This is a genomic window from Aeromonas sp. A35_P (assembly GCF_002259925.1).
GTDB lineage: Bacteria > Pseudomonadota > Gammaproteobacteria > Enterobacterales > Aeromonadaceae > Aeromonas > Aeromonas dhakensis.
The window spans coordinates 1-25,095 of the sequence record NZ_NEVB01000185.1 but is presented as its reverse complement, the minus strand read 5'-3'; the positions used below and the strand labels follow the sequence as shown (position 1 = coordinate 25,095).

Here is a 25,095-nt window from a genome sequence, read left to right as displayed (position 1 = left end):
TTGTGATTCACGTCACAAAAATATTGAGTTTATGGCGCCGACTGGTAAATTAACGACCGTGGTTCGCCACCCGTCAGGATGACGATGAATGCCTCCAGGGAACCGAAGCAAAGCAAGTGCGCCTCCATGGAACCGAGTGTCCGTTCAAGGATCTGAACCCGCATAAAGGTACGTAACTTGTTAAGCAATCAGGAGTTTATTATGTCAGGCAGCAATTCAACCTATTGGTTCGCCCAGTCTCTTTATACCCAGGGCTTCAGCTACCCGAACCCCTACGCCAACCGCCGTTAATGCGGGCCGTCAGCCAGGCTGACGACAGGCGTATCGAAAAAAGCAGGTGAGTGAGGAATCCATCCTCCCCCTGCTATTTTTTTATCTGCCGAGCGGCAAACCCCGCCGGGGAGAGGAAAAAGAGGGATTCAGCCGGACTTGCTTCGATTTTTTCCTGCATTTCGCATACGTTTGCCAGTCAATTTATCCGCAAACGATGGTATCATGCCCGCCCAACAGCCTGTCTGCGGTCCTGCCCCCTCTGTGACATGACCGCGAGCTCTGCCCATCCTGCTTCCATTGCATCTGTTTTCGCTGCCGAGGGTCTTCTCCCGAGGCGGCTGCGGTGCAAGCCGAATTTGGGGAAAAGGGCCGTCAGCATTAACGAAATCACGTGTGTCTGCACGGGGTTTAAAGTCTTAAGTGATTGTTTTTATAACTCGTTGAGATCGATAGTATGCCGAAAAAGTTTTATGCTCTTTGGCGCTTATCTTGACTGGTATTTTTTATTGTTTAAAAACAAACAGATAGTATATGGCCGTGTTGAAGCTGGTCGCTTTGTGGCGGCAAAGTGGCGGCAGGCAAATTGATGATCGAGAATGGCGGCAAGGTGTTTAACCTGCCGCCATTTTTATTCCGGTAGCTCGTCGAGTTTCACTTCGAGCTGGAGGCTGTTGGTGTAGCCCTGGTTGGTGAGGTCGTGCACCACCTGGGTTAGCAGCCAGTCGGCCTCGTCTATCTGGGGCTTGAACCCCCTGACGGTGGTGGGTTGTTCCGGGTAGAGCTCTGGCCGGCCCCTGGCCAGAGTGATGTCGAACTCGGCCACCCCGCGCTGCAGCTTTTCCCATTCAGCTCTGGCCGCCCGCATGGCGTTGGTCTGGTTGGCGTAGACGTGGCGCAGCTCCTTGACGTTCTCGCTGCTGCCGACCAGCAACTCGTTCTCTTTCTTGTTGACCACGACGCCCGGCGGCAATGGCCGCTCCGGTTTCGGTTTGGTCTTTCTCTTGCGCTTCACCTCGACTTTCTTTTTCTCTGCGGCCTTGTTGTCTTGCCAGTAGGCCGTCACGCCAGTGTAGGCGTCGCGGTCTGCCACTGAGAAGCGGTGCTGATCGCCATCTTGGCGGGTGATGGTGATGGCTGGCAGCGGCTGGCCCTTTGCGGTGGTGCCCTGGCCTGCCTTGATGAACATCAGGCGGCCAGATTTGACGGTGGTGATGGCATCGCACTGGCCAGCCAGACGGGTGAGGAAGGCCAGATCGCTTTCGTTGGCTTGGTCGATGTGGTCGACCAGTTGGCCTTTGAGCGAGTCACCCACGCAGGGGGTGAGCTGGTAGGTGGCTGCCACCTGCTCAACAATGCTGTCGACGGTGGATTGGTGCCAGCTGCGCTCGCGCAGCTTGTTCATGCCGCCGCGCAAGTCAGCCGATTTGCCCCGGATGGTGAGCACATCTGGGGCGCCGGCGTGCTCCACTTCGTCAATCTTGTAGGTGCCCTTGTCGACCAGGGCGCTGCCTTGCCAGCCGATGAGGCAGCGCAGGGTCGCCCCCCGGCGCGGCATGTCGAGCTGGCCGTCGCTGTCATCGAGGGTGATCTCGATGGTGTCGGCGGTGAAACCCCGGTTGTCGGTGATGGTCATCGACATCAGGCGCGGGCGGATGGCGGCCGAAATGTCTTTGCCATCGACCAGCACCTGGTAGGCCGGCACTGGATGCCCTTGGCGCAGGGTATCGAGCGAGTTGGTGATGCCGAGATTCTCGGCCAGGCGGCTGCCAAACTGGTCAAGCGCCCCCATCAGAGGATCCCCCCCAGCTTGCCGCCGATGCTACCCATGAGTTTGCCCACCCCCAAGCGGCCGAGCAGGTTGCCCGCGGTGCGGCCCAGCAGGGTGTTGCCGAGGGAGCTGTCGTTGCTATCGACCCGCTTGAGCTTGATGGTGAATTCAATTTTGCGGGCTGCGCCATCGTCGAAAAACTCGCTGCGGGTGGTGCTGATGCCCTCTATCACGAAGGATCCTCGCATCACGCCATCGCCTTGGATCAGAGGGAAGGCTTCGCCGCTGTCGCCCATCTGGCGCAGCATGTCGAGGGAGACGGGGCCGCCGGTCACCTCGGGCAGCAGCACCCCGCTCAGGGTGCTGATTTCATCATCGGGGCCGAGGAACTGATAAGCCGGGCGAGCGCCGACCCGGTTATTGCCCGGGTGGCGCCATGCCCATTCATCTTGCTGGGATTGGGGGGCGACGGTCGAGCGCATAAACACAAACCAGCCCAGGGTCATCATCATGGTGTCAGCTCCTTCTTGGTAGCGCGAAGCGGGCGGTGATGCCGATGTGGTCAGCCAGATCGCGGGCGATGGTGTGGTTACGGTGGATGGTGCGCATGTCGTCGCGCAGGCGGTTCATCTCTTCCATCAGCAGGAAGAGGCGATCTTCGAGCTGGCGTTCGAGCAGCACGTTGTCACGGTCTGCCTTGCGCAACATGCTGGTGTAGTTGTCGATGGTGGCGAGGGGGCTGGCGTAGTCTGGGCTGGTGCGGGCGGCGAGCTGGGCGGCCATCCAGTTGAAGGCGCTGATGTACGCCTCTTTGATGGCGGCGGCCTGTTTGCCGGTGAAGCCCATGACCAGAAAGATAAAGCCGTCTTTGGTCATGTTCCACATGCTCAATTTGCGTCCAGTCGCATCGGTGTATTCACTGCGCTCAAAATTGAGCGCAGTGAATTCCGACGAGCACTCCAGCGCTTCCAGCTTGCGCAGAACATTACGATGGAGCTTGCCAAAGACTTCGGCCACCTTGAGGGAGGTGGTCATGGGCTGGCCGTGGTGCAGGCTGATGATATCGGATGGGGTAAAAGTAGTGATGGTGTTCATGGCGTGATCCTCTGGTTCAAAGGTATCGCCACTTGAAAGGCTAATTTCATTGGTGGCGAACTGAACGGGATTAGCCTTACCGGGAACCAAAGAAACCGGCGCGCCGAAGCGCTCCCGCCCAGCCCGCCATAACAGAAATTGCGGGTACAACTGGGCCGCACAAAAAAACACGCAGGGCGCGTGTTGTGCGCTTTAGTTCGATAGGAGGCTAATCCCAGCAACGGATTTTGCCGTTGCTTGCGCAGTATCGCGCAACCTTGCGCGATGAGCAACAGCCAAACCCAGCTAACCCCAGCCGATCCCAAGCAGCCCGCCCCGATAACAGTGGGTTCCCCCGCACGAGCGACACAACACGGCTGGCAGGATAGGGCCCGCCATGACAGCGGGCTACGTTTGTTTTGGGTGAAACTTAACACTTGCATATCAGCTCCCATCGCTGAATCTGGCACGGCCCAGCGTCTTGTTGGCGCGTTCCTGCTCTCTGATTTTATCCAGCGCAATGGATGCGACCCGCGACTCATCCATGCCCGGCGCTGCGTTGATGGTGAGCTGGTAGAACGGCTGACTGTTGACTGTGGTGGTACTGGCCTTGGGCTTGAGCTTCGGTGTGTCGACGATGCGGGGGGCGGTGCCATAGCGGTAACCGCCAGCCGTCGCGGGTTGGTCGTAGTTACCTGTGCGATAACTCGGGCCTTGGCTTGTGTCTTTGCCTATGGTGACATCGCCGCCGGTGAACCAGTCAGGCAGGTACTGGGTAAGGTTCTTGATCTTCTCCATCAGGGTCTTCCACTTGGCGGTGATGCCGTCGATCAGCCCCTGCACGATGGCTTTGCCCTTATTGGCCGCACCATCTGGCAAGGTGTTGAAGAAGACCCATACCTTGTCCCATGAGGTCATGAAGAGGCCAAGGGGAGTCCAGCTGGCCAGCTCTTTGACCAGTTCCCACCATGCCAGCACCGGGGCTTTGCATTTATCCCAAAGCTCAGTGAACCACTTGGATATGCCGTCCCAGTTTTTGTAGATGAGGTAGGCACCCCCGGCGATAGCTGCGATACCCATGATGAACCAGCCGACCGGGGTGGTGAGCATTGCCACCCCGAGCCGGAATATACCGATGGTGAGCCACTTGAGCGGGGCCAGCAGCAGGGTGATTACTTTGCCAAGGAAAGTGCCTTTGATGCCCAAGATCCCGAACGTCAGCTTCATGATGGCCATGGGGCCCAAAACGGCGGCCACGGCCAGCGACAGCGCCCCAAAGGTGACGGTGATGACTGACACGATGGCGCCAATCTTCATCAGGGTGTTGGATAGTTCAGGGTTTTTCTTCGCCCAGTTGCCGAGGCGCTCGGACAGTTCGGCGATCCATTCAGTGATGGCCTTGATTTCAGGGGCGATGGCTTCACCAAAGTTGACCATGGCGTTGGTGAAGGTACCTGTGGCGGCATCCCACAAGCTGCCCAGGGTTCCGAGCTGTGCATTGACCCGCTCTTGCAGGGCGGCTTGGTCTGCCATTTTCTTCTGGGTGGCTCGGTAACCGTCCATGCCCTTTGTGATCATGATGTCGAGGGCTTGTAGCGTCTCTTTATCATCACCATAGATACCCTTGAGCACACGCAGGCGGGCTACGGTGTTGAGATTTTTGAGCTTGGCAAGCTGGGTATACATTTTCTCAATCCCGCCAAATTCCCCCTTGCCATTGGTGAAATCCAACTTGAGCCCGGTGCCTTTTGTGGCCTTGGCAATCTTGTCGGGGTTCATGCTCATCTGAAAGATTTTACGATAGGCGTTACCCGCCGACTCCCCGCTCAAGGCAGCCTGATCGGCCATGACAATCAACGGTGCAAGGGTATTAGCCGCATCCAGCCCCGTTTTTCGCAGGACACTGAGTGCTGGTGTCAGGGCGCTGAAAGCCCCCAGCATGTTGTTGCTGTCGACGCCCAGGTAGAACGAGCGTTGGATTGTATCCATCAGCCCCATCATGTCGTTCTCGGCGGTGCCGGTGGCGTCTTGCAGCTTGGCCGCAAACAGCGCCGCTTGGTCGAACGGCATTTTCAACTGCACGCCGAGATAGGCGGTCGCTTCGCCCAGACCTCCCAAGATGGATTTGGCGCTCATACCCTGCTGGATCAGCGTGCTCATCATGTTCTGGAAGTCGGCTGTGGTGCCCGGCAGTTTGTTGCCGAGCTTAGTGGCCAGATCGCTGATGGCTTGGAACTCCTGCCGCACTTGGCCGCCCTTACCCATCATGGACACCTTTAGGTCAACGACTGATGTTTCGGCTCTGGCGAATTCGATGACAGGTTTCAACGTTGTCATGCCTACGGCGGTACCCGTGGCAAGAGCGGTCGCACCGTGGCCCGCGATCTGGCCGCGCAGCTCTTGGGTTTGACGGTAGTTGGCTTTGACCTGGTTGAGGCGCTTTTGCTGGTCTGCCAGTTTGCTCAGTTTGGTGCGCTGAGAGTCGAGCACGGTGTTGGCTGCGGCCAAGTCTGTTTTAAGGCGGCGCTGGCTTTCACTGAGGTTACCGGTGTTGATGCCGGTCTTGCGCATTGCCTCCCCCATCTGAGCGTGACGGGTGATCATCTCCCCCTGTTTGGTCTTGAGCTGGTTGAGGGCTTTTTCGGCCTTGTTGAACTCGTTGATCATCAGCCGGGTTGGCTTAGGGGTATCGGCAATTTTGCGTTGCAGTTCGCTGAACGAACCCTCGGCCTGCTTTAGTTGCGCTTTGGTTGCGCCAATCTGGGCTCCCAGGGTTTTGTAACCTTCGATTTGACCGGCTTGGGTTTCGAGGTCACGGATTTTTTTCTTGGTGTCGACCAAGTCTTTGGCGGTGAGGCGGCTCTGGCCGCTGACTGCTTTGAGGGGGGCGGTGAGCTTGTCGACCGCCCCGAGCAGGATTTGAAGTTTGAGAGGGTTCATTGTTCTTCGGCCCCGTTGATGCGGTTGTGAGTCTCAACGAGGCGTTGGTGCCAGCCCATCAGCTCGCTGATTTCCATGGCCGCCATCTCGGACGGCGGCCAGTGAGCGATGATGGCAATCTCGGCCATCAGGTCATCTATGCAGTGAGGTAAGCCTCCTGCTGCGAGCCCATCAAAAAACCGACCACCACTACCCCGGCCTTGAGTAGGTCAGCTGGGTCCATATCTGCAACTTCGAGCTCGCTCAGGTCTGTGATGCGGGGCAGCAGTTTGATGAGGGTGTCGACGTTCATCTGCACGATGTCCATGGTGTTGAGCCCGCGCAGGTGGCCCGCTTTCTTCGGAGGTCGGATGACCAACTCGGTGAGGGAGGTGTTACCGCGTGGGATGGGGCTGTCGAGGTGGATGACGCGCTGGATGGGGGTGTCGAGTTGGGTGACTTTGTTTTCCATGGTGCTTGTTCCTGATGTTGATGTGGTGAGGGCGGCTGTTGGCCGCCCGTTGGGTTGTTGGGTGGATTAGAGGCCGATGGCTTTGCGGTGCTCGGCCATGCGGTCGACGCCATCGGGGCCGATCTCGACCATGTTGATCAGGTCAATCTCATGCATCACCTGGCCGTTGACGGTCTCTTTGTAGTAGGTGTTGACCATGCTGACCTTGGCCTGGGTGTTGTCACCTGCCTTGAGGGTGCCCCGGTCGAGCTCTTTGAAGCGGCCACGACAGACGATCTCGACGGCGACAATTTCACCGGTGTCATCGCGCTGGACGGAACCGGCAAAGCGCAGGCTGGTGCCGTCGGCCTTGGGTTCACCCATGCAGCGCAGGAGCTGGTCGCCGTAGCCGCCGAAGGTGAAGGAGACATCAAGGGCGCTGTCATCCATCCCCATGTCGATGTTGACGGCACCGCCCATGCCGCCGCCGCGATAGGCCTCGAATTTGCGTGAGAGCTTGGCCGGGGTGAAGTCTTCCGCTTCACCGACCCAGTTATCGCCGTTGAGGAAGACGTTCAGTCGTTTGATTTTGCGTGGCAGTGCCATGGTGGCTCCTTATGCTGCAGCCGCGACGCGGGCGCTGAAGTCGATGAGGTAGGAATCGGTGATGCGCTGCTGGAAGCCGAGGTCTTCAAGCGGCGGTACCGGTGTGTAGTTGTAATCGATGCGCAGCTTGCCAGCCTTGAGGGTGTCTTTGTCGTTGAGCTCCTCGTTGTACCAGCAGTCAAAACCGAGCAGGTACCCGCCGGTTACCAGTTCGCGGCCCTTGGCCTTGATGCCCTCGATGATGTCTTTCACCAGGGTCGGGGTCATGGGCTTGTCGACGGCCCACATGTGTGCGTCGGCGATGGTGTCGGCCAGCACCTGGGCGGTGCGGGTGTAGTTTTCGAACTGGAACAGAGGATCGTCGGCGCAGGTACGGTTGCCCCAGTAGCGGAAGCCATCCGCGCGGATCAGGGCGGTGATCTCGTTGGCGTTGAGCAGGCCGACTTCGGTGTCGGGGTCTTGCAGATCCCAGAACAGGGACTTGGTCATGCCATCGACCCCGGTCACACCGACGTTCGACAGGGTCTTGTGCCAGCCGATCTCTTTGTCGATAAGGGCCCGCATGGCGGCGGCCTTGAGGCAGGCATCGAGCTTGACGCTGGCATTCGCTGCAACGTCCCATGCCGTCCAGTCGGCATGCACCAGCATCAGTTCGCGGCTGGCAAAGTTTTCACGATAGGCCAGCGCAGCCTCGACGGTTTCGGCGATGGTCGGTACGTAGGCAAAGGCGCGCAGTTTCTTGGCCATGCCAGCAAGGGCGGTGGACACCGGCAGGGTGCAGTTGTCCGGCACGCAGAGGATGCGCGGCTTGACGGTGGTGACCGGGGCGGCCCGTTCCAGTGCCTTGAGGCCGGTGTAGCTGCCATCGGGCTTGATGGTGCCGATGATGTTGCTGGTCAGTTCGGCTGCGTCGGCGCCATCGGCCACGCGCACGGCGATGACGATGGTGTTGACGGTGTCATAAATGGTTTGCAGCGACTTCTTGAGGTTACCGTTGCTGCCTGCTTTGGCGATGGCTGCCGGCAGGTTGGCAATCAGCACGGGTTTGTCGAGCGGGAAGTAGGCAGCATCAGCATCGGCGCTGGTGCAGACCATGCCGATCACCGCCGTGGCGACGGTGCGGATGGTGCGGGTGCCCTCGTTGATTTCCACGACGCGCACGCCGTGGTGAAATTGGTCCAGTGCCATAGGTTCTCCTGTTGTCCGGACGGAGCATTCTTTGCGTAGGTAATGCATGTGATGCGAGCAGGGTCAGGATGCAGGGGCAGGGGATGACAGGCGAGCGGCTGCCATTGTGTAAAGCCGTTACACAATGGCGAAGCGGTGACAAGGGGGCGGGGGCGGGCAGTAACGAAGCACCCCGCACTGGGCGGGGTGTTGTCTGGCTCATCTGGTTATACGGTAGAGGGATCACCCGGGCGCGGCGGCCACGCGGGGTGCTCAGGCCATCCAGGCTGGCTGCGAACATCCGGCAGCTCGTAGCGATAGCGCTGCCACTGTGCCAATAGTTCGACATCCACGGCCTTGGCATAGCCGCCATCCACGGCAGGGCGGAGGCGTTCAATCTCGTCTGCGGCGACGGCGGTGAGCTGGGCCAGCATCAGCTCTGCCGTCTGCAGTGCTGGCGGGGCAGGGCGTTTTTGCAGAACAGGGTAGCCTTCGAACATGGCGATCTCTTGTTGGTCATTCTGGCCGTTGACCAGCCGCTCATAGTCCCCCGGCCTGAGATCGACCGCAGTGTGAGGAATGCTGTCGCCATTAATCGCCGGCAGGTAGAACCCTTTGGATTCGGGATCGTATTTGTACATGAAGCCTCCTAGTAACCAATAACCAGCCAACGAAGGCCAAAATTGCTGCCAGCCGTCGCCTTGCCACCCAACTGAATTTGGGAGCTGGAGGAGATCCGGATTGCCAGCGTTGGGTAAGTCGAGCTGTCGGGGTAGTCATAGGTAGACCACGCTTGCAGGCCCGCATTGGGGAAGGTGATCGGCAAGGTGACATTGAGCGTGCCGTTGAGAGGAACCGTGCTGCTACCCCATTGCACTATCAGCCCCCCCAGCCAACTCGGAAATTTGATATACCCGATGCCGCTCAACTGCGCGACAAAGCCAAAGCGCAGTTTTTTCGGTGTTACAGCCACATCATCTGCTGTTCCTGCGTCGGTTTGCGCCTGTGTCGCCACCTTCATCATGCCGAGCACGGTTTCACTGGCTTGTTTGACCCATCCCCACAGCTTTTTGACTGTCACCACCACATCGTCTTTCTGATTGGCCGGGATGGTTTCATTGACTTGTGCCTGGGTGGCCAAGCGGGTAAAGCCCTTGTCCGTTTCGCTGGCATCCGGGTGATCGCGGCTTAGCTTGTGGGCGACCATCACATCATCGACATATTTACGGGTGGCCAGCACCACTGAGGGGTCAATCTTGAGCTCGACCGCACTGGTGTCGCTGACAATCAGCACCAGGCGGATGACCTGGGTGCGGCCTGCGCCACTGCTGAGCAGCGGCTTGTAGGTATCCGGGCTGTTGGCGATGGCGATCATGGTGCCCGTGTCGTCATAGAGGCCGACGCAGCGGATCCACCACCCGCCAACATCCTCTGGGATAATCTGCTCGGCGACCAGCTGGGCGGCGTTGAGCGGGTCTTGAAACAGGGTGTTGAGGGGGGCACGCCGCTTCTCGCCTGGCAGGGTAGTCATGGCAGGATCTGGCGTCACAGCCTGGCCGCCGCCATCACCCACCGCCATGGCGGCAATTTTCAGCGGTATGCCTAGTGCTATGGCATTAGCGATTTTGGCCAGTCCCGCATTGGTGGGGATGGCGAAATAGATGGCGCTCATTAATTGGCACCTCCTGTCTGTTGCGGTTGAATGGTCATGGTGTCGAGGGTGTGAGTGATGCCGCCGTGCCATTGCTGGCCACTGATCTCGATGGCTTCCGGGGTGTAGGGGTAGACGGTCAACTCGTCACCCAGGTAGCAGGCCGCCCCCAGATAGAGCGGGCCGCGGGTTTCCATGCTGATGGCTAGGCCGGTCAGGTGGCGGGTCATGGGTTTGGCATCGGCGATCAGCCGTTCCAGCTCTTGGTACATTGCCTCGGTGATACCGGTATCGAGCACCCCGATGTCGAGCTTGAAGGTGCCCGGGGTGGCGTTCGGGGTTTCTTGCCACCATTCGAGCACCCGGATCAGAAAGCCGAGGGGTTCGACCACCCGGCGAATGGCGCCGATGGTGCCCTTGCGGCTGTGAACGAAGTAGCTGTTGGCGATCACCTGGCGCTTGGTGGCCTCTGGCCATTTGTCATCCCAGCGGTCGACGCTCCAGCTGGCGGCCAGATAGGCCAGCAGGTGGGCGGGACAGGTCCAGGGTGACCAGAGGGTGCGCAACGGGATCGGCAGCTGTTGGGCCTGCGCCCCCGTGGTGGCCAGATGGCGCTCGGCACGGCTGGTGCTGGGCGGTAGCAGGGTACTCATGGTGCCCGCTCCACGGTGAAGCCGGTGCAGTAGGCGGCTTGGGTGGCGCTGGGGGTGATGTCTGCCCAGCCGATCAGGTCGACCTTGCGCACCCCCTGCACATGAAGGGCGGCATCAATGGCAGAGCGGGGCACTTCGACCCCGATGCGGCTGCGGGGATTGATGAAAGCGGCCAGACTGTCGCTGGCCGCTTGCAGGATCACGTCGACCTCTGCGCCCTGGCTGTCGATGTGCAGTTGGGCGGTGATGGTGTAGTTGATGATGCCGGCACTTTGCACGGTGAGCCGGTCGGCCACCGGTCTGACGTTTTCGCCGTTCAGGGCTGCGGTGACTTTGGCGATCAGGGTGGCATCGGCGGTACCGTTGCCCTCGGTGCTGAGGATAGTGACCAGCGCCTGGGCAGGGGCGGGGCTTGAGCCTTTGGCGTCGGCCACCTTGCCATCTGCCGAGAGGGCGAAATATTCATAGGCGCCCGTCGGGCCTGCCACGCTGAGGCCATCCCACGCCATCAGGGCGCGCAGGCTGAGAGCGGCGTCATCTTCCTTGATTTCTGGCACTGGCGGGGTGGCGGTCGGGTCACCTGGCTGAATGGTGAGGCGCTGCACATTCCAGTTGGCGGCCAGATTGTCGAGGTCGGCCCCTTTTGCCCAGGCCAGCATGTTGGCCACGGCGGCTTCGTTGATGCGCTGGCGCAGGATCAGCTCTCGATAGGCATTTTCTTGCAGCAGCTTGGTGATGGGCTCGGATTCGAGTTCGAGCGTGGCAGCGATGGCGGCTTGCTGATCTGCGGGATAGAGGCTGACGCAATAGGCTTTGCGCTCGGCGAGGATGGTCTCGAAATCGAGGGCTTCGATTACGTCTGGCTGGGGCAGTTGGGAGAGGGTGATGGTACTCACTGGGCGACTCCTGTGGGGATGGTGATGCTGGCAGATTCAGGAGCGCCGCCATCTTTGCGCTGCCAAGTCAGTTCAATGGTCAGTGAGCCATCCATGCCGCCGCTCTGCACATCGACTTTGGTGATGGTGATGCGGGGCTCCCAGTTGATGAGGGCCTGCACGGTGGCGGCCATCAGGCGCAGGCGGGTGGCCTGATGTTGGGGCTGGTCGATGAGGTAAAACAGCTCGCTGCCGTAGTCGCGGCGCATGACGCGCGAGCCCACCGGGGTGATGAGGATGTCGCGCACCGACTGGATGATGTGGTTGGTCGCGCTGATGGCGCGACCGGTTGCAGCGTTCATGCCGAGCCAGTTCATACAGGGTCCCCTGATTGGCCACTGCCTGGTTGCACGTTTTTATGGCCGTGGGTGGTGACCTCGATGCCGCCGATGTTGGCGGTTTCGCTCACTACGCGCCTGGCCTTGAGCAGGTCTGAGCACTCAACGAGTGGGGTATTTGCTTTGACAGCGACGCTGGCGGTGATGGTGGCGGTCTTGATGCCGGTGGCGTTGAGCGCGCCGGTTGCCGGGTTGTATTCGATGATGGCGCCGTCACTGTATTCGGTGCGGTCGAGATCGGGATTGTCATCGTCAGCCAGTGGCTCGTCTGCGGCGGTGGCGTTGAGTGAGCCGAGGATGTACGCATTGCGCAGATCGCCACTGACTGACAACAAGATGACCTGTTCGCCGACACTCAGGCGGTGACGGGTACGGTTAGCCCCGGCCCTTTCTGTGGTGTAGGGCCGCCAGTTGGTGATGAGGTCGCCGGTTTTGACACGACATTCCTTGGATCGCACGGCGGTCACTGTGCCGATGCGGATCAGGTTGTCGAGCTGGCGTTGGAGTTCGGTCAGGGTCGGTTGCATGGGGCCATTGTTTTGGGCAATGGCGGGTAAGGCGAGGGGGAGCCATTGTGTAACGGCTTTACACAATGGCGGGGAGGGTTATAGCCTTTTGGTGAGGTGGGTGAGCAGCAGGTCTTCGACCTACCAGCGAGGGCTGGCAGAGTCGCGCAGGTGGGGGATGATGCGATGCCAGTCCCGGTTGCCATGGGTGACCAGCTGCACATGACTGGTTTTGGCGGCCAGGATGCGCTGTGCGCGCTGCAAGGTTATTGGGTATTCGTGAATGATGGAGTAGTAACGACCCGCTTCACGGTGCTCCGCGACATTGAGCAGGGGATAGATGGCCTTGGCTGCGGCCATCATCTGGTCGGCAGCGCGCCAGAGCCACGTTAAGGCGTGTAACTCGTGCAAATCCCGGCAACGGATTTTGCCGCCGCCTGCGCAGTATCGCGCAACCTCGCACCACCAATCAACCCCAACAAGGCTTAATAAGCCAAAACAAGCCTGCCGCATCAGCACAACACGGCAGGCATGGTAACGGTTTAAACGTGGGAAGTAAGTGTCTGTTTTGATGAAGAACATACACAGGCTTACAAGTCTCTGGTGAGTTCTTCGATCAGGATATCTCTGATGTCTTTTTCATCTTGTGGCGTTACTGCCAGTAGTTTCCGCTCTGGGTAGCGCATTTCTTTAGCTTTGGGGTTAGACCTGTCTTTTTCGCCATAGTGGTGGATAGCAGCAACGTGCCCAGCCACACCCGAAAACTCAATAGTGGCGCTGCTGGGCGAGGTCTTCAGTTTGAACCATTTGGCCTTGATGATGTTCTTAAACATCTTCTGAGGCGCTTTGCGGATGACAACCTTGGTTTTGTCGATGCTGATGAACTTGACGATCCTGGAAAGCCTAAATGACCGGATCGCTCCCCGAGTCCGGTCAAAGCCTTTGAGGCATGGGCCAAGGCGCTTGTAGTTTTTGAGGTTGCGCACCAAGGTCACGCCGGTGACCGGATTTTTGTATACGAAGGCGATGTGCTCATTGCCCGTTATGCTCATTTTTCGTCGTGGCATTGGGCTGCCATCAGGCTGGACATTAGCTTTGATGCGGCCAGTGTTATTCGCTTTTACCTTTTTAGCGATCAGGTCGATGATCTCGCTCAGCCGTTTCATATCCCCTATTTTGGCGAGGTTATCAGCCAGCATTTCCAGATCTTTCAGTTCGTCGGTGGCCATGGCTGATGCTCCCCGTTGATAAAGAGTTCCCAGGTGATGCCGTCGTAGGGGTCTTCCGGCGGCTCTGGCAGGTGCTCCCAGCCTATCCCCTGTTCGTTTTGCCAGACCCTGACCCGCTCTGTCAGCTTGACGGTGATGATGAGGTCCATCAGGTCGTTGGCGAGGTATTCGGCTTCGAACCGCACCCCGTCTTTGCGCCGCTCGTCGTTGGTCATGAGCTCGGGCTGGTGTTGGCGCAACCAGGCCAGCAGCGGCACCATGACCTGATCCGGGTGGCCGGCAAAGTCCTCAATGCCGATGGTGAGTGGGTATTGCCACTCATAGGAGAGCGAGCGGGCGCCAGTGCACTCTACCCCCCCAGTGGGAATGTAGAGGTGCAACTTGTCCGGGTTCTTTGCCAGATAAGGCACGCAGTTGGTCAGCACTTCACGGATCTGTTTTGGCTTTTCCATCCCCACTCCCTTGTTGTTGCTGCCGTTGCTGGCAGGTGATGAGGCTGTCGACCTTGGCGGCGCAGTTGGCCCAGGCGGCCTCGGTCTGGGTCAGTTGGTCCAGCAGGTCGCCGTTATTGACCGGGCTGGCTGGCGGCAGCTGGCAGGGGGTCAGGCCCTGACAGGTGAGCCTGATAATCTGCGGCGCCGGTGATGGCGGGGCGCTTGAGCAGCCTGATAACAGGATCAGGCAGAGGGCTATCAGCCCAAGACCTAAGTTCAGCATTTTCACGTTTGAGCCTCTTGATGGTGTCGGCGCGGGTGGCGGCGGTCATCGACAGTTCGCCGAGCTGGTTTTGCAGTTGGGCGGCGGCTTCTGCCTGGGCGGTCAGCTCGTCGGTGAGGGTGGTGATGGTGGTGTCTTTGAGTTTTTCCCGCCGCTCGGCCGCTTTGGCCTTGTCGTCGGCGGCCTTGAGGTCGCTTTGCAGGGTGGTGACCTTACCCTTGGCGGTTGCCGCCGAGGTGGCAGACCAGCCCCAGCCGCCCAAGGCGATGGCCAAGGCGATCAGCAACCAGGTGAGGGGGGATCGCAGTAGGTTAGTCAGCACAATCAATCCCCCAGAAATCCATCGGGATCGAGTCGTCACGAAGGTGAGTGTGACAGGGCATGATGATGATGGTGTCGACGTGGGTCTGATACGTCTGCATCAACTTGGCAATGGGGCGGTCCCCCGTTGGCTTCATCAAGTTAAATGGCGGCCTTGGCGTGGTGTAGTAATACCCATTGGGACGGATCTTGATAACGCTCTGGTTATCAAACCAGTCGAACTCGTCAAACATCCAGATCGCATCATGGTCGTTGTCGAGTTCTTCAAACCACGTTTTTTTCGTCAGGTATTTGTCGCCGCTGACCCACGCGCCCGGGCACCCCTTTTGCAGATAATCCATCATCAAGCGGGAATTGCAGCAGACGATCACCACCCTCTTGCCCTGGGCCATAAACTGGTTTGCAGCTGCCATAAGCCGTTCAGTTTTTCCTGTCTGTCTGCCAGTGATTTCAATGTGCATCTGCCACCTCCTTCACCGGATAGACCTTGGCAAAGTGGTCGTATGCCTTGGCCAGCTTGGTGTCGTAGTCGTTTTCTTTGTAGGCGGGGCCGTTGTAGCGGCGGGCAAAATCGGCCCACTTGCGGCCCTGCAGGGCCTTGTGCATGGCGGCGTCTTGCTGGATGAAGCGACACAGGGCGGTGAGGTGTTCGACCTCGCTGCGCTGCATGGCACCCATCCAGTCGCTGGCGCAGGCAAAGCCGAGCGTCTGCCAGTGGTACCCCATGATCTGGAACATGCCCCAGCTGGCCGACTCGATGGCGGCATCCTTATGCAGGCTGATGGCCAGCTGCAGCCGTTCCCACTCTGCCGCGCCGCCTGCATAGCCGCCGCGCTTGGGGTTGACCAGGTTGGGGTAACTGGCGGCCAGCTGGTTGGCGGTGGCTTTGCCCTTGTGCTTGGTGAGCTGCTTGTAGAACACGTGCCGTTCGAACAGCACCACCGGGCGCATGGCTTTGGTGAAGCCTTCACCGATGCTTTCGACCTGGGCGACGGTGGCCATGGTGGCGAGCGGCAGGCCCAGCAGGTCAGCCCCACTCTGCATGTTGTTGATGGTCAGCTGGTTGCCGCGTTCGCTGCCGAGCAAGGCGGCTATGGTACGCGGGCCAGCCTGACCGATGGCGGCGATCATGTAATCCCGCTGGAAGGCGAGCAGGGCCTGTTTGGTGGCATCGCCAAACCAGCCGTCAGGATCCACCGGATAACCGGCTTTGGTGAGGCGGCGTTGCAGGTCGGCCACGGCTGTGCCGGTATCCCCTTTTTTGAGGCTCATGGCTGAAATCTCCCGTTCAGGTGGCGGGCGGTGGTTGGCTGCTGGCGGCGGCGCGGCATCAGGCGCATGACTGACCCCCTTGACCCGAGCAGGGCGGTCAGCACAACGGCGGCCAGCAGGACGGCGGCGGGATCTGGTGATGGCAGGACACCCAGCATGGCGCGTAGTGGTACGGAGCCAGCGGCCACTGTGATGACCCATGCCAGCAGGGCAGGCAGGGGGCGGTAGTCTCCCCCGTTGCGGTTGAAGGTAGCCAGGCGCAGGGCGATGGCGGCGCAGATCATGGCGTAGAGGATGGTCAGCATGTCAGCCCCCTTTGCGGAGTTTGAGCAGGTCTTCTGGCGTCTTGCGCAGGATCCACTGCAGCAGGTGGACGGCCAGCGCCGAGGCCAGCATTGCACCGACGGCCCTGGGGACTTCGACACTGAGCGGCAGCACGCTGGCCAGCATGGCGGCAACCAGCGGAGCCGCCAGCGCGCCCGCCACGAAGGCGGCAACGAACAGGCCCGCCTTACGCAGGTTGCCGAGTTCGGCGGTGGTGGCGATGAACACCAGCGCCCCGGCGAATGCACCGAGCAGGACGCAGGGGTCAACGCCCGGAAAGAGGGACAGCAGCGCCAGACCGGTGAGGGTGCTGGTTGCTGCACTGGATGAAATCGGTTCTGGCATCGTGCTCTCCTGTTGTTATCGTTTGCCGCCGTAGTGGCGAGCGGTTTGGAATTCGGTGATGGTCTGGCACTCGGCGCAGCGCTCGCAGCCCCGGATCGCTTCACGGCGCGCCTGCGGGATGGGGTTTTCGCAGTCGATGCAGTCGTGGGGGCCGGTGCCGCTGATGCGGGCGGCATGGATGCGGGCAGCGATTTGCTGATCGCTGATGTCGGCCAGTCGTTCGAGTTCGTCGTCGAGGCGGCTCATGGTCAGTCCCATAGCTGGATCAGCGGCTGCTCGGCCTGGGTGGGGGCCGCTGGCATGTTGATGAGGGTTCCGGTCGGGATGATGGGGCCGAGCGTGGCCAAACCGGGGTTGAGGTTGAGCACTTGCTCGGTGATGCCTGCGGTGTAGCCGTAATGCCGGAACAGGATGAGATCGAGGGTGTCGCCCTGTTGGCTGCGCAGTTGCATCAGATCAACTCCACTGTGTTGTGGGTGGTGCCGAGGATGTCGCGAATGGCAAAGCGGGCATCCCGGTAGAGGTCATCCGAGCTGATGATTTTGGCATCGGCCCCTTTGACGCCATCACCGGTGGCGCTGTAGTCGGTGTAGCGCTCCAGCAGGTTGGCGCGGGTCATGGCATAGACGGCGCGCCGGTAGCTGTGCAGGTGCACCGATTCGTTGTTGATGACCTCGCTCGGGACGGCGGCCATGGTGGTGTGGCCTTCGGCCTGACGGGTGCTGCGCCAATCCGCCAGATCCCGGTTGACGCTGGTGATGGCGTCGACCACGGCATGGGTCAGGCGGGCCGTGGTGACGGTGCCATCAAGCCGGACTGTTTCACGCAGATCAGGCAGCGAGATCGCGGGCCAGAAGGGGTTGCTGGTTATCTCCCCTTCATCTGGCGCGGTCGGTGCTGTGGCAATGAATCCGGTGCTCATGGTGCTCCTGTGTTTGTTTATCCGCTGGTTGGGCGGTGGTCGGGCCGTCTGGTATGCCGCTGGCATTCGTCAGGCCCGAGCCGCCCAGGGTGCGGGGTTCGCTCGGTTAGCTGCCGCCGCCTTGGGCGTCGGGCTGCTGTTCTTTTTTCAGTTCACGTTCGAGCACTTCGAGCTCTTTTTTGATGCCGACCTTGTCGTGCAGTTCGATGGCGCGGCGATAGTGCTCGGCGGCTTGCGGCTTGAGCCCTTCGGCCAGTGCGGCGCGGCCCACGGCCTTGTGCAGCTTGGCCCGCACCTGGTCGAAGATGTCGCAGGGTTCAAGCAGGCCGAGGTAGGCATAGAGCAGCCCGCAGCTGGGGCCGTTGCTTGCTTCTTGCTGCTTGATGGCGGTATCGGCCACCTCTTCGGCGATCATGGTGGCGGCGGTGCGCTCGTAGCGGTCCGGGGTGCTCAGGCCGTGGCGGATCACGTAGTCGGCCATGGTGAAAGCCCCTTCGAGATCGCCGGTGTCGAGGTGCCAGAGCATGACGGTCACCAGGACGTCATCTTGTCCGCCCCGGTCGGCGGCCAGTACGCCATCAATCCAGGGTTTGTAGACGGCCAGCATGGGGCGCTTGGCCTCGATCTTGCGCTCGATGCTCTGGATGCCCTTGAGGGTGCGGCGGTGTTCGGCCAGCTGCATCAATTGCAGCTCGTAGGCGTTGGCGCGTTGTTGGTCGAACTGAGGATTGGCCGCCCCTTGCAGGGCGGCCAGTGCTCTTTCTCGGTGACGACGGGCGGGAGTCATGTCACCCCCTTACTCGCCGGGGGCCGGGTTCGGCCCGATGACGATGTTTTCGACCAGGGCTGCGCAGTCGTAATCCTCTACCACGTAGGCATCGTTGGAGCTTTCGTAGTTGACGACTCGGTTGCGCTTGGGCTCGTCTTCGATGTGACGACGGCGGGCTCCTGTCTGCGGGTAGATGGAGAGGTTGCTGAGCTTGGTGATGAGCAGCTTGTCTTCTGGGAAGAAGGGGACGCGCACGGCTTTGAGACCGCCGATTTGCTTCTGGCTCACCAGCACCTGACCAGCCAGTTTGTTCTGGTTGTCGCCCGCGTCGTTGATGATGGGGAAGTATTTGTCGGAGAGCATCTTGCGGCCGCAGATGACCACCAAGTCGGTATCGTCCTGATACCAGGGTTTGATCAGCTCGCTCACAACGTCGAATACCAGGGCGTCGATGTTTTTGTAATCGCCGTCGGTGGCATCTACGTAGATCTTGCCGCTGCCCTCGGTCCCCTCGCTCATGACCTGGGCCGGGGCGTCGGTGCGGATGTGTTGCAGCCAGCCCTTGTTCACATCTTGCAACAGCGGGTTGGCGTTGCGGTCGGTGTCGGCGGCTGCGCTGATGCCATGCCAGCCGATCATGATGCGGTCCAGCCCCTGACGGATGAGAATTGCGTCGCGGACACGGGTCTGGAAGTCGGGGAACTTGGCCCAGGCGTCGATCTGGCCGTAGCCGATCTGGGTGTCGAAGTTGGTCTGGGCGCATTCGTAGCTCTGGTCGTACAGACCGTGCGGGCTGTTTGGCTGACGGTCTTTGTTGGCAGTGTCGGTGCGACCGGCGATGGTGCTGGTAATGCCAATACCGACCTTTTGGCCTTTCATCTCATCGACCGTGATGACGTTGATCATGCCGAGGAAGGCGACCGACTCCTGCATTTTGGTTTCCAGAGTCTGCTGGACGCTGGGCTGCACGTTGAACTGCACAGTGGCGCTGGAGACGGCGTTGAGCTTCGCCACCTGGCCGGTGAACTCGTTGAATTTCTGGCGGGTTTCGTTACGCATGGATGGGGTCCTTAGCAGTCGGTTTCGATGGTGGTGCCTTGGGCGCCGGTGGCGGGCTGGCGCTTGTGGCTGAAATCTTCCTGGCCTTCCAGCTTGGCGGTGAGGTCAGCCAGTGCTTTGGCGGTGGCTTCCTGCTTGCTGGTCAGCTCGGTGATGGTGGCGGCCTGTTCGGTGAACTTCTTCTGCAGGTCTGCGTCGATGGTGGTCACTTCTTTGGCCACGGCTTCGACGGCCTGATGCACGTCACCGAAATCCGCGGTGGATTGCTTTTTGTGGCTGCTGAACATGGCTGTGATGCGCTCGGCCAGGGTGGGGCCTTTGTCGGCTTCGTCTTCGAATTCGATGACGGTTTCCAGCGCTTCGGTGAACAGGCATTCCTTGTACTGCTTGCGCTCGGCCAGCGGGTTGGTCGAGGCCTTGCTGCAGAACTGCAGCATTTCGGTGCCGAGGCTGGCCGGGCTGTCGGTGACGGCCAGCCCCATCAGGTAGGCGCCTTTCTCGTTCAAGTTGGGGTGGATTTCGACAGAGGTGAACACCTTCTGACGCTTCTTGTTCAGTTCGACCAGTTCCGGGGTCGGGTCGATTTGCACGAACAGGGCCAGGCGCTTTTCACCTTCCATGTCGACCTCTTCGGTCTTGGCGGCGGTGATGTCGCCGTACATCTTGAACTGACCGGTCGGGTCATAGCCCCGGATGTGTTCCATATTGACCCGGGCGCCATAGGTGGACTGGTTGTAGCGCTTGGCCATCTGTTCAATCCATTCGCGGGTGATGGTGCGGCCATCGGTCGTGCCCCCTTCGACGGCAACACGGAAAAATTTGGACTTAGCCATGAGCTGGGATCCCTTTGGTGATTGGGTGGTGATGTCGCGGTTATGGTCTGGGTGACAGGCGGGATCGTGCAATCGCTCGCCATTGTGTAAAGCCGTTACACAATGGCGGCGGGGCGTTTGGTGTTGCCTGAGCTGGGTAGACTGGCGCCATGACTACAGCACCGTTACTTTTCCCCCATATCGAACCCAGACGGCAGGCCATGCACCTGTTCTTTCAGGGCTACCCGCTCCGCGCCATTGCTGAATTGCTGCAGACGCCGGAGGGGACAGTCTCGACCTGGAAGAAGCGCGACGGCTGGGATGACATCAAACCCATTGACCGGGTCGACTTCGCCATTGAGGCACGGATGTGCCAGTTGATCGCCAAGGAGGTGAAGAGCGGCGGCGACTTCAAGGAGATCGACCTGCTGGGCCGCCAGCTGGAGCGGATCGCCCGAGTCAACAAGTACAGCAACGGTGGCAATGAAACCGACCTCAATCCCAAGGTAGCGAACCGTAACAAGGGGCCGAAGAAGGCGCCCGAGCGCAATGTGGTAGAGCCCGAGCAGCAGGAGCGATTAATCGAGCGGTTCGAGTCGACCATGTTCGATTACCAGCGGATTTGGTATCTAGCTGGCCAGCAGTACCGGATCCGCGATTTGCTCAAATCGCGCCAGATTGGGGCGACTTACTTCTTTGCCTTCGAGGCGTTCATTGATGCCCTGGTGACCGGGCGTAATCAGATTTTCTTGTCTGCCAGCAAGGCGCAGGCCCATGTGTTCAAGCAGTACATCATCCAGTTTGCCAAGGAGGAGGGGGTTGAGCTGAAAGGCGACCCCATGGTGCTGCCGAACGGGGCTCACCTGTATTTTCTTGGTACCAACGCCCGCACCGCCCAGAGCTACCACGGCAACATCTACATGGATGAGTATTTCTGGATCCATGGCTTTCTTGAGTTCCGCAAGGTGGCCTCTGGTATGGCGATGCACAAGAAGTGGCGCCAGACCTACATTTCCACCCCTTCCAGCCTTTCTCATCCCGCCTATGCGTTCTGGTCTGGTGCCAACTTCAACCGAGGCAAGGCCAAGGCTGACAGGGTCGAGATTGACCTGAGCCACGCCAATCTGGCCAGCGGCAAGCTGTGCGCCGACGGCCAGTGGCGGCAGATAGTCACGGTCGAGGATGCGGTGCGCGGCGGCTGCGATCTGTTCGACCTGGATCAGCTGCGCAGTGAGTATTCCGATGATGAATACAGCAACCTGCTGATGTGCATGTTCATGGACGACACGGCCAGCGTGTTCCCACTGGCGATGCTTATGCGCTGCATGGTCGATAGCTGGGAGGTGTGGGATGACTACAAACCCTTTGCAATGCGGCCAATGGGCAACCGGCCTGTGTGGATCGGCTATGACCCGGCCAAGGGCGGCAAGGGGGATAGCGCTGGCTGCGCTGTGTTGGCCCCGCCTGCGGTACCTGGCGGCAAATTTCGGGTGCTTGAGCGCCACCAGTGGAAAGGGATGGATTTTGCTGCTCAGGCCGAGGCCATTCGCCAGATGACTCTCCGTTACAACGTGGCCTATATCGGCATCGATACGACCGGGATCGGGGAGGGTGTTTATCAGAATGTGAAGCCATTCTATCCGGCAGTTACATCCATCCAGTACAACCCGAGCGTCAAAATTCAGATGGTGATGAAGGCGCTCGACGTGATGAACAAGGGGCGGCTGGAGTTTGACAGCGGTTGGAATGATTTGGCCGCCGCCTTTATGAGCATCCGCCGGGGGGTAACCGCTGGCAAGATGCCGACCTTTGAGGCCAGCCGTTCCGAAGAGACCAGCCACGCAGATATCGCCTGGGCAACCATGCACGCCCTTTTACATGAGCCACTGGCAGGCGCCAACGGCACCAATACCGGTTCTATGGAGTTTTTCTAATGAGCAAACGTCGCAATCGTCGCCCCTATTCAACCCCTACGACGCCGGTGACGGCGACCCGACAACCTGCTGGCGAGGCCAGCGAGGCGTTCACCTTTGGCGAGCCGGTGCCGGTCTTATCGCAGCGGGAGGTGTTCGATTATCTTGAGTCGATGCATAACGGCCGCTGGTATGAGCCGCCGCTATCGCTCAATGGCTTATCGCGGGTCTATCGGGCCGGGGTGCATCATGCCTCTGCCATTCAGGTTAAGCGCAACATCTTGCGCTCCTGCTTCATCCCTCATCCGAAACTGAGTCTGGCGGGCTTCACCGGGCTGGCGCTGGACTATCTGATTTTTGGCAACGGCTATCTGCAGGCGGTGCAGAACCGGATCGGCGGGGTGCTGCGCTATGACCATCTGCGCGCCAAGTACACCCGGCGGGGGCTGGATATGGCCACCTATTGGTGGATTGCCCAGCCTGGGCAGGAGCAGGAGCTGCCCGCCGGTCGGGTGGGCCATGTGATGGAGAGCGACATCAACCAGGAGATTTACGGTATCCCCGACTATGTGGGCGGGTTGAATTCGACCCTGCTGAATGAGTCGGCCACACTTTTTCGCCGTCGGTACTATGAGAACGGCAGCCATGCCGGCTTCATCATGCATATCACTGATGCGGTGCAGAACGAGGGGGACATCGCCAAGCTCAAGGAGGCGCTGCGCCAGAGCAAGGGTCCCGGCAACTTCCGCAACCTGCTGCTCTATACCCCTGGTGGGAAGAAAGACGGGGTGCAGTTGATCCCGGTGGCCGAGGTGGCGGCCAAGGATGACTTCTTGAGCATCAAGAACGTGAGCCGGGATGACCAGCTGGCCACCCACCGGGTACCGCCCCAGCTGATGGGGGTGATGCCGAACAGCACAGGCGGGTTTGGCAATGTGACTGAGGCCGCCCAGGTGTTCGACGTCAACGAGATCGACAGCATCAAGGCCAGCCTGCTGGCGATGAACGACTGGGCAGGGGAGGAGATCATCAGGTTCAATCCGTACAAGCTCGCCGCCGGTACCGAGCCGGCCAGCCAGGGCGATCAGCTGCGCTGACCCGGCCAGCGCACCCTGACCACCCCGCCATCTGGCGGGGTTTTCTTTTGCCCCGCGACTGACCAAGCCACACCCAGACTCTGCAAGGTTCATAATTTGCCGCAGTCACCCCTTGCATACGCGCACCAGCGGCCCGCTGTGCGAGCGCCCTTCAAACCCACGCAGTCTCAAGGCCAGATCCAGCACGTGCGCCCTGCGCTCGCTGGCGTGGCCTGCTGGGCGGTGGTGAACTCCCTCCGCACCGCTGGCGCGCAATCGGGACCCCGCCTCGCCTGCGCGCTTCATGTGTGGGAAATCATGCGGGTGAAAGACTGTGGCCGGGTGGCGGCTCCCCGCGCCAGCACTGGGCGCGCGCAGCCTATCAGATCCTTTTTGTGATCCTTCACTTTCCGTCAGATCCTTTCACTTTTGCGATCCCCGCATCCGGGGATCGCAAATACTCAGCGGCGAGTAAAATAATACGCCCCGTTTGTATCTGATTTTTTTATCATGAACAAAAAATCACCCCGCTCATTCCCCCCAATTTGGGGAAAATAAAGCGAGGCGTGTTTTTATTGGTGTGGACTGGATGGCCCGTTAAAAGAACAGGGCGGGGGACAACGCAAAGCGCTTGCTTAGCGCCTCGATATGTTGGCGGGTGAGTTTTTTGCCCTCGGCGGCATTGAGCAGTTTGCTCACGTTGGACTTGGTGCCCAACTCCGGCAGGTCAGCCACTCCCAGATGATGTTGGCTCATCAGCGTTTTCAACACAGCGATGCCCGGTTCTACATCCGCCACCGCCTTGTTGAACTCGGCGAACTCGTCAGCCTTGTCTTCCCAATGCTCGATGCTGGTTGCCAGCAACTCCACCAATTGCTTGTTGGCGTCATAGTCGTCGACCAGCTCGTCCATCAGCTCAAGAGCTCGCTCATAATCGTCCTGATTATTGATCTGGGTGATGTATGGCACTTGGGCCAATGCCTCTCTAATCTGAACCAGCGCAAGATTTAACATGATGGTTACTCCTTGTTTCTTCGGTACTTCTCGGTCAGCTTGTCGTATTCGGCATGGCTGACAATGTGCTTCACATACATGCGGTTATCCCTGAACTCAATGAAGGCGATCAGGCGCAGGTTATTGCCACCGATATCGATCACCCACCACTTGTCCCGATACTTGAAGTTATCAAGACTGGGAAACACCTTCCTCAGTTCATCTGGTGCTGAGAAATCACCATTGCGCAACGTCGAATACACATGCACCAAGGCTTCACTGTCGTTGGGATAAAGCTTGGCGGCGTCATTAAAGGGTTTGCGAGAGATTACGTGCACGGCTGGATCTCGGTTTCATTTTTGGAAACAATAGCACGTAGTTTCATTTTTGGAAACCATTGGACGGCATGAGACAACAAAAGGGGGCGATACTGTCGCCCCCTTCGTGTGTGTGTGACCGGTCACATCACCAGCCTTTGGGCAGTTGCTCACGGTGCAAGTGTGGGATCAGCCTGAACCAGTCGCGTTCGCCGTGGGTGGCTGGCTGAATATGGCCAGTCTTGTCGGCCAGGATCTGCTGGGCTCGCTGCACGTTGAAGTTGTATTCGTGAATGATGGAGTAGTAGCGCGGGGCTTCGCGGTGTTCGGCGACATCGAGCAGGGGGTAGATGGCTTTGGCAGCATCCATCATCCGGTCAGCAGCGCGCCACAACCAGCAAAGGGCGTGCAGTTCTTGACATCCTCCCCCGCCTAAAGTCGGGGGATTCCTACGGCGCCCACCCCGGCATCGAGCCGGGGTGGGTCGCTTCGGCGGGTTCCTGCTGCTGGCGACCTTACTGCATCGCTCACTTCACAGGCGAACCGGGCGTGTCCCGCCCTTAAAACATTGATCGCGCCGACCAGATCAGCGTTTTCCTCGAAGCCACATTCGACGCACGCAAACCGCTCTTGCGTCTGCCGGTTGTCCGCCGATACATGGCCGCAGCACGGACAGGTGCGGCTC

At 59.8% G+C, this 25,095-nt stretch carries 35 protein-coding genes; 2 read left to right on the top strand and 33 right to left on the bottom strand.

Annotated features, from left to right (window positions below; translation table 11 throughout):
- Positions 1–901 precede the first annotated feature (901 nt).
- The 29 genes from CAK78_RS11525 to CAK78_RS11390 all read right to left on the bottom strand — a co-directional run bounded on the left by CAK78_RS11525 (position 902) and on the right by CAK78_RS11390 (position 20,132).
- Positions 902–2,062, bottom strand: coding sequence for a phage late control D family protein (locus CAK78_RS11525; protein ID WP_094697362.1), 1,161 nt, complete (start codon positions 2,060–2,062; stop codon positions 902–904).
- On the bottom strand, positions 2,062–2,553 hold the full coding sequence (locus tag CAK78_RS11520) for a phage tail protein (protein WP_094697361.1): 492 nt from the start codon (positions 2,551–2,553) through the stop codon (positions 2,062–2,064). Before CAK78_RS11520 ends, CAK78_RS11525 begins: the two co-directional genes overlap by 1 nt.
- Before the next feature lie 4 nt (positions 2,554–2,557).
- The gene (locus CAK78_RS11515) at positions 2,558–3,136 is read right to left on the bottom strand and encodes a Rha family transcriptional regulator (RefSeq protein WP_094697360.1); all 579 of its coding nucleotides are present in this window, start codon (positions 3,134–3,136) and stop codon (positions 2,558–2,560) included.
- 423 nt (positions 3,137–3,559) lie between these two features.
- Positions 3,560–6,055: a phage tail tape measure protein gene (locus CAK78_RS11510; protein WP_094697359.1), complete on the bottom strand. Its 2,496-nt coding sequence runs from the start codon at positions 6,053–6,055 to the stop codon at positions 3,560–3,562.
- The gene (locus tag CAK78_RS11505; RefSeq protein ID WP_024943529.1) at positions 6,052–6,183 is read right to left on the bottom strand and encodes a GpE family phage tail protein; all 132 of its coding nucleotides are present in this window, start codon (positions 6,181–6,183) and stop codon (positions 6,052–6,054) included. The genes CAK78_RS11510 and CAK78_RS11505 overlap by 4 nt, the downstream gene beginning before the upstream one ends.
- An 8-nt stretch (positions 6,184–6,191) precedes the next feature.
- Positions 6,192–6,506, bottom strand: a complete 315-nt coding sequence (locus tag CAK78_RS11500; protein ID WP_094697358.1) for a phage tail assembly protein — start codon at positions 6,504–6,506, stop codon at positions 6,192–6,194.
- A gap of 66 nt (positions 6,507–6,572) precedes the next feature.
- Positions 6,573–7,091: a phage major tail tube protein gene (locus tag CAK78_RS11495; RefSeq protein ID WP_094697357.1), complete on the bottom strand. Its 519-nt coding sequence runs from the start codon at positions 7,089–7,091 to the stop codon at positions 6,573–6,575.
- Between the two features lie 9 nt (positions 7,092–7,100).
- A complete protein-coding gene (locus CAK78_RS11490) occupies positions 7,101–8,279 on the bottom strand; it encodes a phage tail sheath protein (RefSeq protein WP_094697356.1) in 1,179 nt (392 codons plus the stop codon).
- 206 nt (positions 8,280–8,485) lie between these two features.
- Positions 8,486–8,899, bottom strand: a complete 414-nt coding sequence (locus CAK78_RS11485; protein WP_094697355.1) for a tail fiber assembly protein — start codon at positions 8,897–8,899, stop codon at positions 8,486–8,488.
- An 8-nt stretch (positions 8,900–8,907) separates the two neighbouring features.
- Positions 8,908–9,930, bottom strand: coding sequence for a phage tail protein (locus CAK78_RS11480; RefSeq protein ID WP_094697354.1), 1,023 nt, complete (start codon positions 9,928–9,930; stop codon positions 8,908–8,910).
- Positions 9,930–10,562, bottom strand: a complete 633-nt coding sequence (locus CAK78_RS11475) for a phage tail protein I (RefSeq protein WP_094697353.1) — start codon at positions 10,560–10,562, stop codon at positions 9,930–9,932. The genes CAK78_RS11480 and CAK78_RS11475 overlap by 1 nt, the downstream gene beginning before the upstream one ends.
- A complete protein-coding gene (locus CAK78_RS11470) occupies positions 10,559–11,458 on the bottom strand; it encodes a baseplate J/gp47 family protein (protein ID WP_094697352.1) in 900 nt (299 codons plus the stop codon). Before CAK78_RS11470 ends, CAK78_RS11475 begins: the two co-directional genes overlap by 4 nt.
- Positions 11,455–11,814, bottom strand: a complete 360-nt coding sequence (locus tag CAK78_RS11465; protein ID WP_094697351.1) for a GPW/gp25 family protein — start codon at positions 11,812–11,814, stop codon at positions 11,455–11,457. The genes CAK78_RS11470 and CAK78_RS11465 overlap by 4 nt, the downstream gene beginning before the upstream one ends.
- Positions 11,811–12,362: a phage baseplate assembly protein V gene (locus CAK78_RS11460; protein WP_094697350.1), complete on the bottom strand. Its 552-nt coding sequence runs from the start codon at positions 12,360–12,362 to the stop codon at positions 11,811–11,813. The genes CAK78_RS11465 and CAK78_RS11460 overlap by 4 nt, the downstream gene beginning before the upstream one ends.
- Before the next feature lie 120 nt (positions 12,363–12,482).
- A complete protein-coding gene (locus tag CAK78_RS11455) occupies positions 12,483–12,923 on the bottom strand; it encodes a P22AR C-terminal domain-containing protein (protein WP_094697349.1) in 441 nt (146 codons plus the stop codon).
- Between the two features lie 8 nt (positions 12,924–12,931).
- Positions 12,932–13,570 carry a phage virion morphogenesis protein gene (locus tag CAK78_RS11450; protein WP_094697348.1) on the bottom strand — a complete coding sequence of 213 codons (639 nt, stop codon included), beginning with the start codon at positions 13,568–13,570 and terminating at the stop codon, positions 12,932–12,934.
- The gene (locus tag CAK78_RS11445; protein WP_094697347.1) at positions 13,552–14,022 is read right to left on the bottom strand and encodes a phage tail protein; all 471 of its coding nucleotides are present in this window, start codon (positions 14,020–14,022) and stop codon (positions 13,552–13,554) included. The genes CAK78_RS11450 and CAK78_RS11445 overlap by 19 nt, the downstream gene beginning before the upstream one ends.
- Positions 13,997–14,245 (bottom strand): Rz1-like lysis system protein LysC, encoded by a 249-nt coding sequence (gene lysC / locus CAK78_RS22990; RefSeq protein WP_254924759.1) that lies wholly within the window; start codon positions 14,243–14,245, stop codon positions 13,997–13,999. Before lysC ends, CAK78_RS11445 begins: the two co-directional genes overlap by 26 nt.
- The gene (gene lysB / locus CAK78_RS23100) at positions 14,136–14,609 is read right to left on the bottom strand and encodes an Rz-like lysis system protein LysB (protein ID WP_094697368.1); all 474 of its coding nucleotides are present in this window, start codon (positions 14,607–14,609) and stop codon (positions 14,136–14,138) included. The genes lysC and lysB overlap by 110 nt, the downstream gene beginning before the upstream one ends.
- Positions 14,599–15,069, bottom strand: a complete 471-nt coding sequence (locus CAK78_RS11435; RefSeq protein ID WP_094697346.1) for an ATP-binding protein — start codon at positions 15,067–15,069, stop codon at positions 14,599–14,601. Before CAK78_RS11435 ends, lysB begins: the two co-directional genes overlap by 11 nt.
- Positions 15,059–15,880 (bottom strand): N-acetylmuramidase domain-containing protein, encoded by an 822-nt coding sequence (locus tag CAK78_RS11430; protein WP_094697345.1) that lies wholly within the window; start codon positions 15,878–15,880, stop codon positions 15,059–15,061. The genes CAK78_RS11435 and CAK78_RS11430 overlap by 11 nt, the downstream gene beginning before the upstream one ends.
- Positions 15,877–16,185: a phage holin family protein gene (locus CAK78_RS11425; RefSeq protein ID WP_094697344.1), complete on the bottom strand. Its 309-nt coding sequence runs from the start codon at positions 16,183–16,185 to the stop codon at positions 15,877–15,879. The genes CAK78_RS11430 and CAK78_RS11425 overlap by 4 nt, the downstream gene beginning before the upstream one ends.
- A 1-nt stretch (position 16,186) precedes the next feature.
- A complete protein-coding gene (locus tag CAK78_RS11420; RefSeq protein WP_094697343.1) occupies positions 16,187–16,549 on the bottom strand; it encodes a putative holin in 363 nt (120 codons plus the stop codon).
- A gap of 15 nt (positions 16,550–16,564) precedes the next feature.
- Positions 16,565–16,807, bottom strand: coding sequence for a TraR/DksA C4-type zinc finger protein (locus CAK78_RS11415; RefSeq protein ID WP_094697342.1), 243 nt, complete (start codon positions 16,805–16,807; stop codon positions 16,565–16,567).
- A complete protein-coding gene (locus CAK78_RS11410; RefSeq protein ID WP_024943547.1) occupies positions 16,798–17,001 on the bottom strand; it encodes a tail protein X in 204 nt (67 codons plus the stop codon). Before CAK78_RS11410 ends, CAK78_RS11415 begins: the two co-directional genes overlap by 10 nt.
- Entirely contained in the window at positions 17,001–17,471 is a 471-nt protein-coding gene (locus CAK78_RS11405) for a head completion/stabilization protein (RefSeq protein WP_094697341.1), read from the bottom strand. Before CAK78_RS11405 ends, CAK78_RS11410 begins: the two co-directional genes overlap by 1 nt.
- 106 nt (positions 17,472–17,577) lie before the next feature.
- A complete protein-coding gene (gene gpM / locus CAK78_RS11400; RefSeq protein ID WP_094697340.1) occupies positions 17,578–18,258 on the bottom strand; it encodes a phage terminase small subunit in 681 nt (226 codons plus the stop codon).
- Positions 18,259–18,267: 9 nt separating this feature from the next.
- Positions 18,268–19,299, bottom strand: a complete 1,032-nt coding sequence (locus tag CAK78_RS11395; RefSeq protein WP_094697339.1) for a phage major capsid protein, P2 family — start codon at positions 19,297–19,299, stop codon at positions 18,268–18,270.
- Positions 19,300–19,310: 11 nt separating this feature from the next.
- Complete coding sequence (locus CAK78_RS11390) at positions 19,311–20,132, bottom strand: GPO family capsid scaffolding protein (RefSeq protein WP_094697338.1); 822 nt, start codon at positions 20,130–20,132, stop codon at positions 19,311–19,313.
- A gap of 149 nt (positions 20,133–20,281) precedes the next feature.
- Here CAK78_RS11390 and CAK78_RS11385 point away from each other — a divergent pair, with 149 nt between their 5' ends.
- Together CAK78_RS11385 and CAK78_RS11380 are read left to right on the top strand one after the other, a co-directional pair.
- The gene (locus CAK78_RS11385; RefSeq protein WP_094697337.1) at positions 20,282–22,045 is read left to right on the top strand and encodes a terminase ATPase subunit family protein; all 1,764 of its coding nucleotides are present in this window, start codon (positions 20,282–20,284) and stop codon (positions 22,043–22,045) included.
- Positions 22,045–23,121 (top strand): phage portal protein, encoded by a 1,077-nt coding sequence (locus CAK78_RS11380; protein WP_176452760.1) that lies wholly within the window; start codon positions 22,045–22,047, stop codon positions 23,119–23,121. Before CAK78_RS11385 ends, CAK78_RS11380 begins: the two co-directional genes overlap by 1 nt.
- A gap of 576 nt (positions 23,122–23,697) precedes the next feature.
- Here CAK78_RS11380 and CAK78_RS11375 read toward each other — a convergent pair.
- The 4 genes from CAK78_RS11375 to CAK78_RS23375 all read right to left on the bottom strand — a co-directional run.
- A complete protein-coding gene (locus CAK78_RS11375) occupies positions 23,698–24,114 on the bottom strand; it encodes a helix-turn-helix domain-containing protein (RefSeq protein ID WP_094697336.1) in 417 nt (138 codons plus the stop codon).
- A gap of 5 nt (positions 24,115–24,119) precedes the next feature.
- Positions 24,120–24,431 (bottom strand): type II toxin-antitoxin system HigB family toxin, encoded by a 312-nt coding sequence (locus CAK78_RS11370; protein ID WP_094697335.1) that lies wholly within the window; start codon positions 24,429–24,431, stop codon positions 24,120–24,122.
- Positions 24,432–24,558: 127 nt separating this feature from the next.
- Entirely contained in the window at positions 24,559–24,822 is a 264-nt protein-coding gene (locus CAK78_RS11365; RefSeq protein WP_254924758.1) for a P22AR C-terminal domain-containing protein, read from the bottom strand.
- Between the two features lie 20 nt (positions 24,823–24,842).
- A partial coding sequence (locus tag CAK78_RS23375; protein WP_141214131.1) for a zinc ribbon domain-containing protein occupies positions 24,843–25,095 on the bottom strand: 253 nt, incomplete at its 5' end.

Bases quoted from the DNA above. Each gene is read 5' to 3' on its own strand.
- CAK78_RS11525 (WP_094697362.1), bottom strand. From the start codon at position 2,062: ATGGGGGCGCTTGACCAGTTTGGCAGCCGCCTGGCCGAGAATCTCGGC.
- CAK78_RS11520 (WP_094697361.1), bottom strand. From the start codon at position 2,553: ATGATGATGACCCTGGGCTGGTTTGTGTTTATGCGCTCGACCGTCGCC.
- CAK78_RS11515 (WP_094697360.1), bottom strand. From the start codon at position 3,136: ATGAACACCATCACTACTTTTACCCCATCCGATATCATCAGCCTGCAC.
- CAK78_RS11510 (WP_094697359.1), bottom strand. From the start codon at position 6,055: ATGAACCCTCTCAAACTTCAAATCCTGCTCGGGGCGGTCGACAAGCTC.
- CAK78_RS11505 (WP_024943529.1), bottom strand. From the start codon at position 6,183: ATGGCCGAGATTGCCATCATCGCTCACTGGCCGCCGTCCGAGATGGCG.
- CAK78_RS11500 (WP_094697358.1), bottom strand. From the start codon at position 6,506: ATGGAAAACAAAGTCACCCAACTCGACACCCCCATCCAGCGCGTCATC.
- CAK78_RS11495 (WP_094697357.1), bottom strand. From the start codon at position 7,091: ATGGCACTGCCACGCAAAATCAAACGACTGAACGTCTTCCTCAACGGC.
- CAK78_RS11490 (WP_094697356.1), bottom strand. From the start codon at position 8,279: ATGGCACTGGACCAATTTCACCACGGCGTGCGCGTCGTGGAAATCAAC.
- CAK78_RS11485 (WP_094697355.1), bottom strand. From the start codon at position 8,899: ATGTACAAATACGATCCCGAATCCAAAGGGTTCTACCTGCCGGCGATT.
- CAK78_RS11480 (WP_094697354.1), bottom strand. From the start codon at position 9,930: ATGAGCGCCATCTATTTCGCCATCCCCACCAATGCGGGACTGGCCAAA.
- CAK78_RS11475 (WP_094697353.1), bottom strand. From the start codon at position 10,562: ATGAGTACCCTGCTACCGCCCAGCACCAGCCGTGCCGAGCGCCATCTG.
- CAK78_RS11465 (WP_094697351.1), bottom strand. From the start codon at position 11,814: ATGAACTGGCTCGGCATGAACGCTGCAACCGGTCGCGCCATCAGCGCG.
- CAK78_RS11460 (WP_094697350.1), bottom strand. From the start codon at position 12,362: ATGCAACCGACCCTGACCGAACTCCAACGCCAGCTCGACAACCTGATC.
- CAK78_RS11455 (WP_094697349.1), bottom strand. From the start codon at position 12,923: ATGTTCTTCATCAAAACAGACACTTACTTCCCACGTTTAAACCGTTAC.
- CAK78_RS11450 (WP_094697348.1), bottom strand. From the start codon at position 13,570: ATGGCCACCGACGAACTGAAAGATCTGGAAATGCTGGCTGATAACCTC.
- CAK78_RS11445 (WP_094697347.1), bottom strand. From the start codon at position 14,022: ATGGAAAAGCCAAAACAGATCCGTGAAGTGCTGACCAACTGCGTGCCT.
- CAK78_RS11435 (WP_094697346.1), bottom strand. From the start codon at position 15,069: ATGCACATTGAAATCACTGGCAGACAGACAGGAAAAACTGAACGGCTT.
- CAK78_RS11430 (WP_094697345.1), bottom strand. From the start codon at position 15,880: ATGAGCCTCAAAAAAGGGGATACCGGCACAGCCGTGGCCGACCTGCAA.
- CAK78_RS11425 (WP_094697344.1), bottom strand. From the start codon at position 16,185: ATGCTGACCATCCTCTACGCCATGATCTGCGCCGCCATCGCCCTGCGC.
- CAK78_RS11420 (WP_094697343.1), bottom strand. From the start codon at position 16,549: ATGCCAGAACCGATTTCATCCAGTGCAGCAACCAGCACCCTCACCGGT.
- CAK78_RS11415 (WP_094697342.1), bottom strand. From the start codon at position 16,807: ATGGGACTGACCATGAGCCGCCTCGACGACGAACTCGAACGACTGGCC.
- CAK78_RS11410 (WP_024943547.1), bottom strand. From the start codon at position 17,001: ATGCAACTGCGCAGCCAACAGGGCGACACCCTCGATCTCATCCTGTTC.
- CAK78_RS11405 (WP_094697341.1), bottom strand. From the start codon at position 17,471: ATGAGCACCGGATTCATTGCCACAGCACCGACCGCGCCAGATGAAGGG.
- gpM (WP_094697340.1), bottom strand. From the start codon at position 18,258: ATGACTCCCGCCCGTCGTCACCGAGAAAGAGCACTGGCCGCCCTGCAA.
- CAK78_RS11395 (WP_094697339.1), bottom strand. From the start codon at position 19,299: ATGCGTAACGAAACCCGCCAGAAATTCAACGAGTTCACCGGCCAGGTG.
- CAK78_RS11390 (WP_094697338.1), bottom strand. From the start codon at position 20,132: ATGGCTAAGTCCAAATTTTTCCGTGTTGCCGTCGAAGGGGGCACGACC.
- CAK78_RS11385 (WP_094697337.1), top strand. From the start codon at position 20,282: ATGACTACAGCACCGTTACTTTTCCCCCATATCGAACCCAGACGGCAG.
- CAK78_RS11380 (WP_176452760.1), top strand. From the start codon at position 22,045: ATGAGCAAACGTCGCAATCGTCGCCCCTATTCAACCCCTACGACGCCG.
- CAK78_RS11375 (WP_094697336.1), bottom strand. From the start codon at position 24,114: ATGTTAAATCTTGCGCTGGTTCAGATTAGAGAGGCATTGGCCCAAGTG.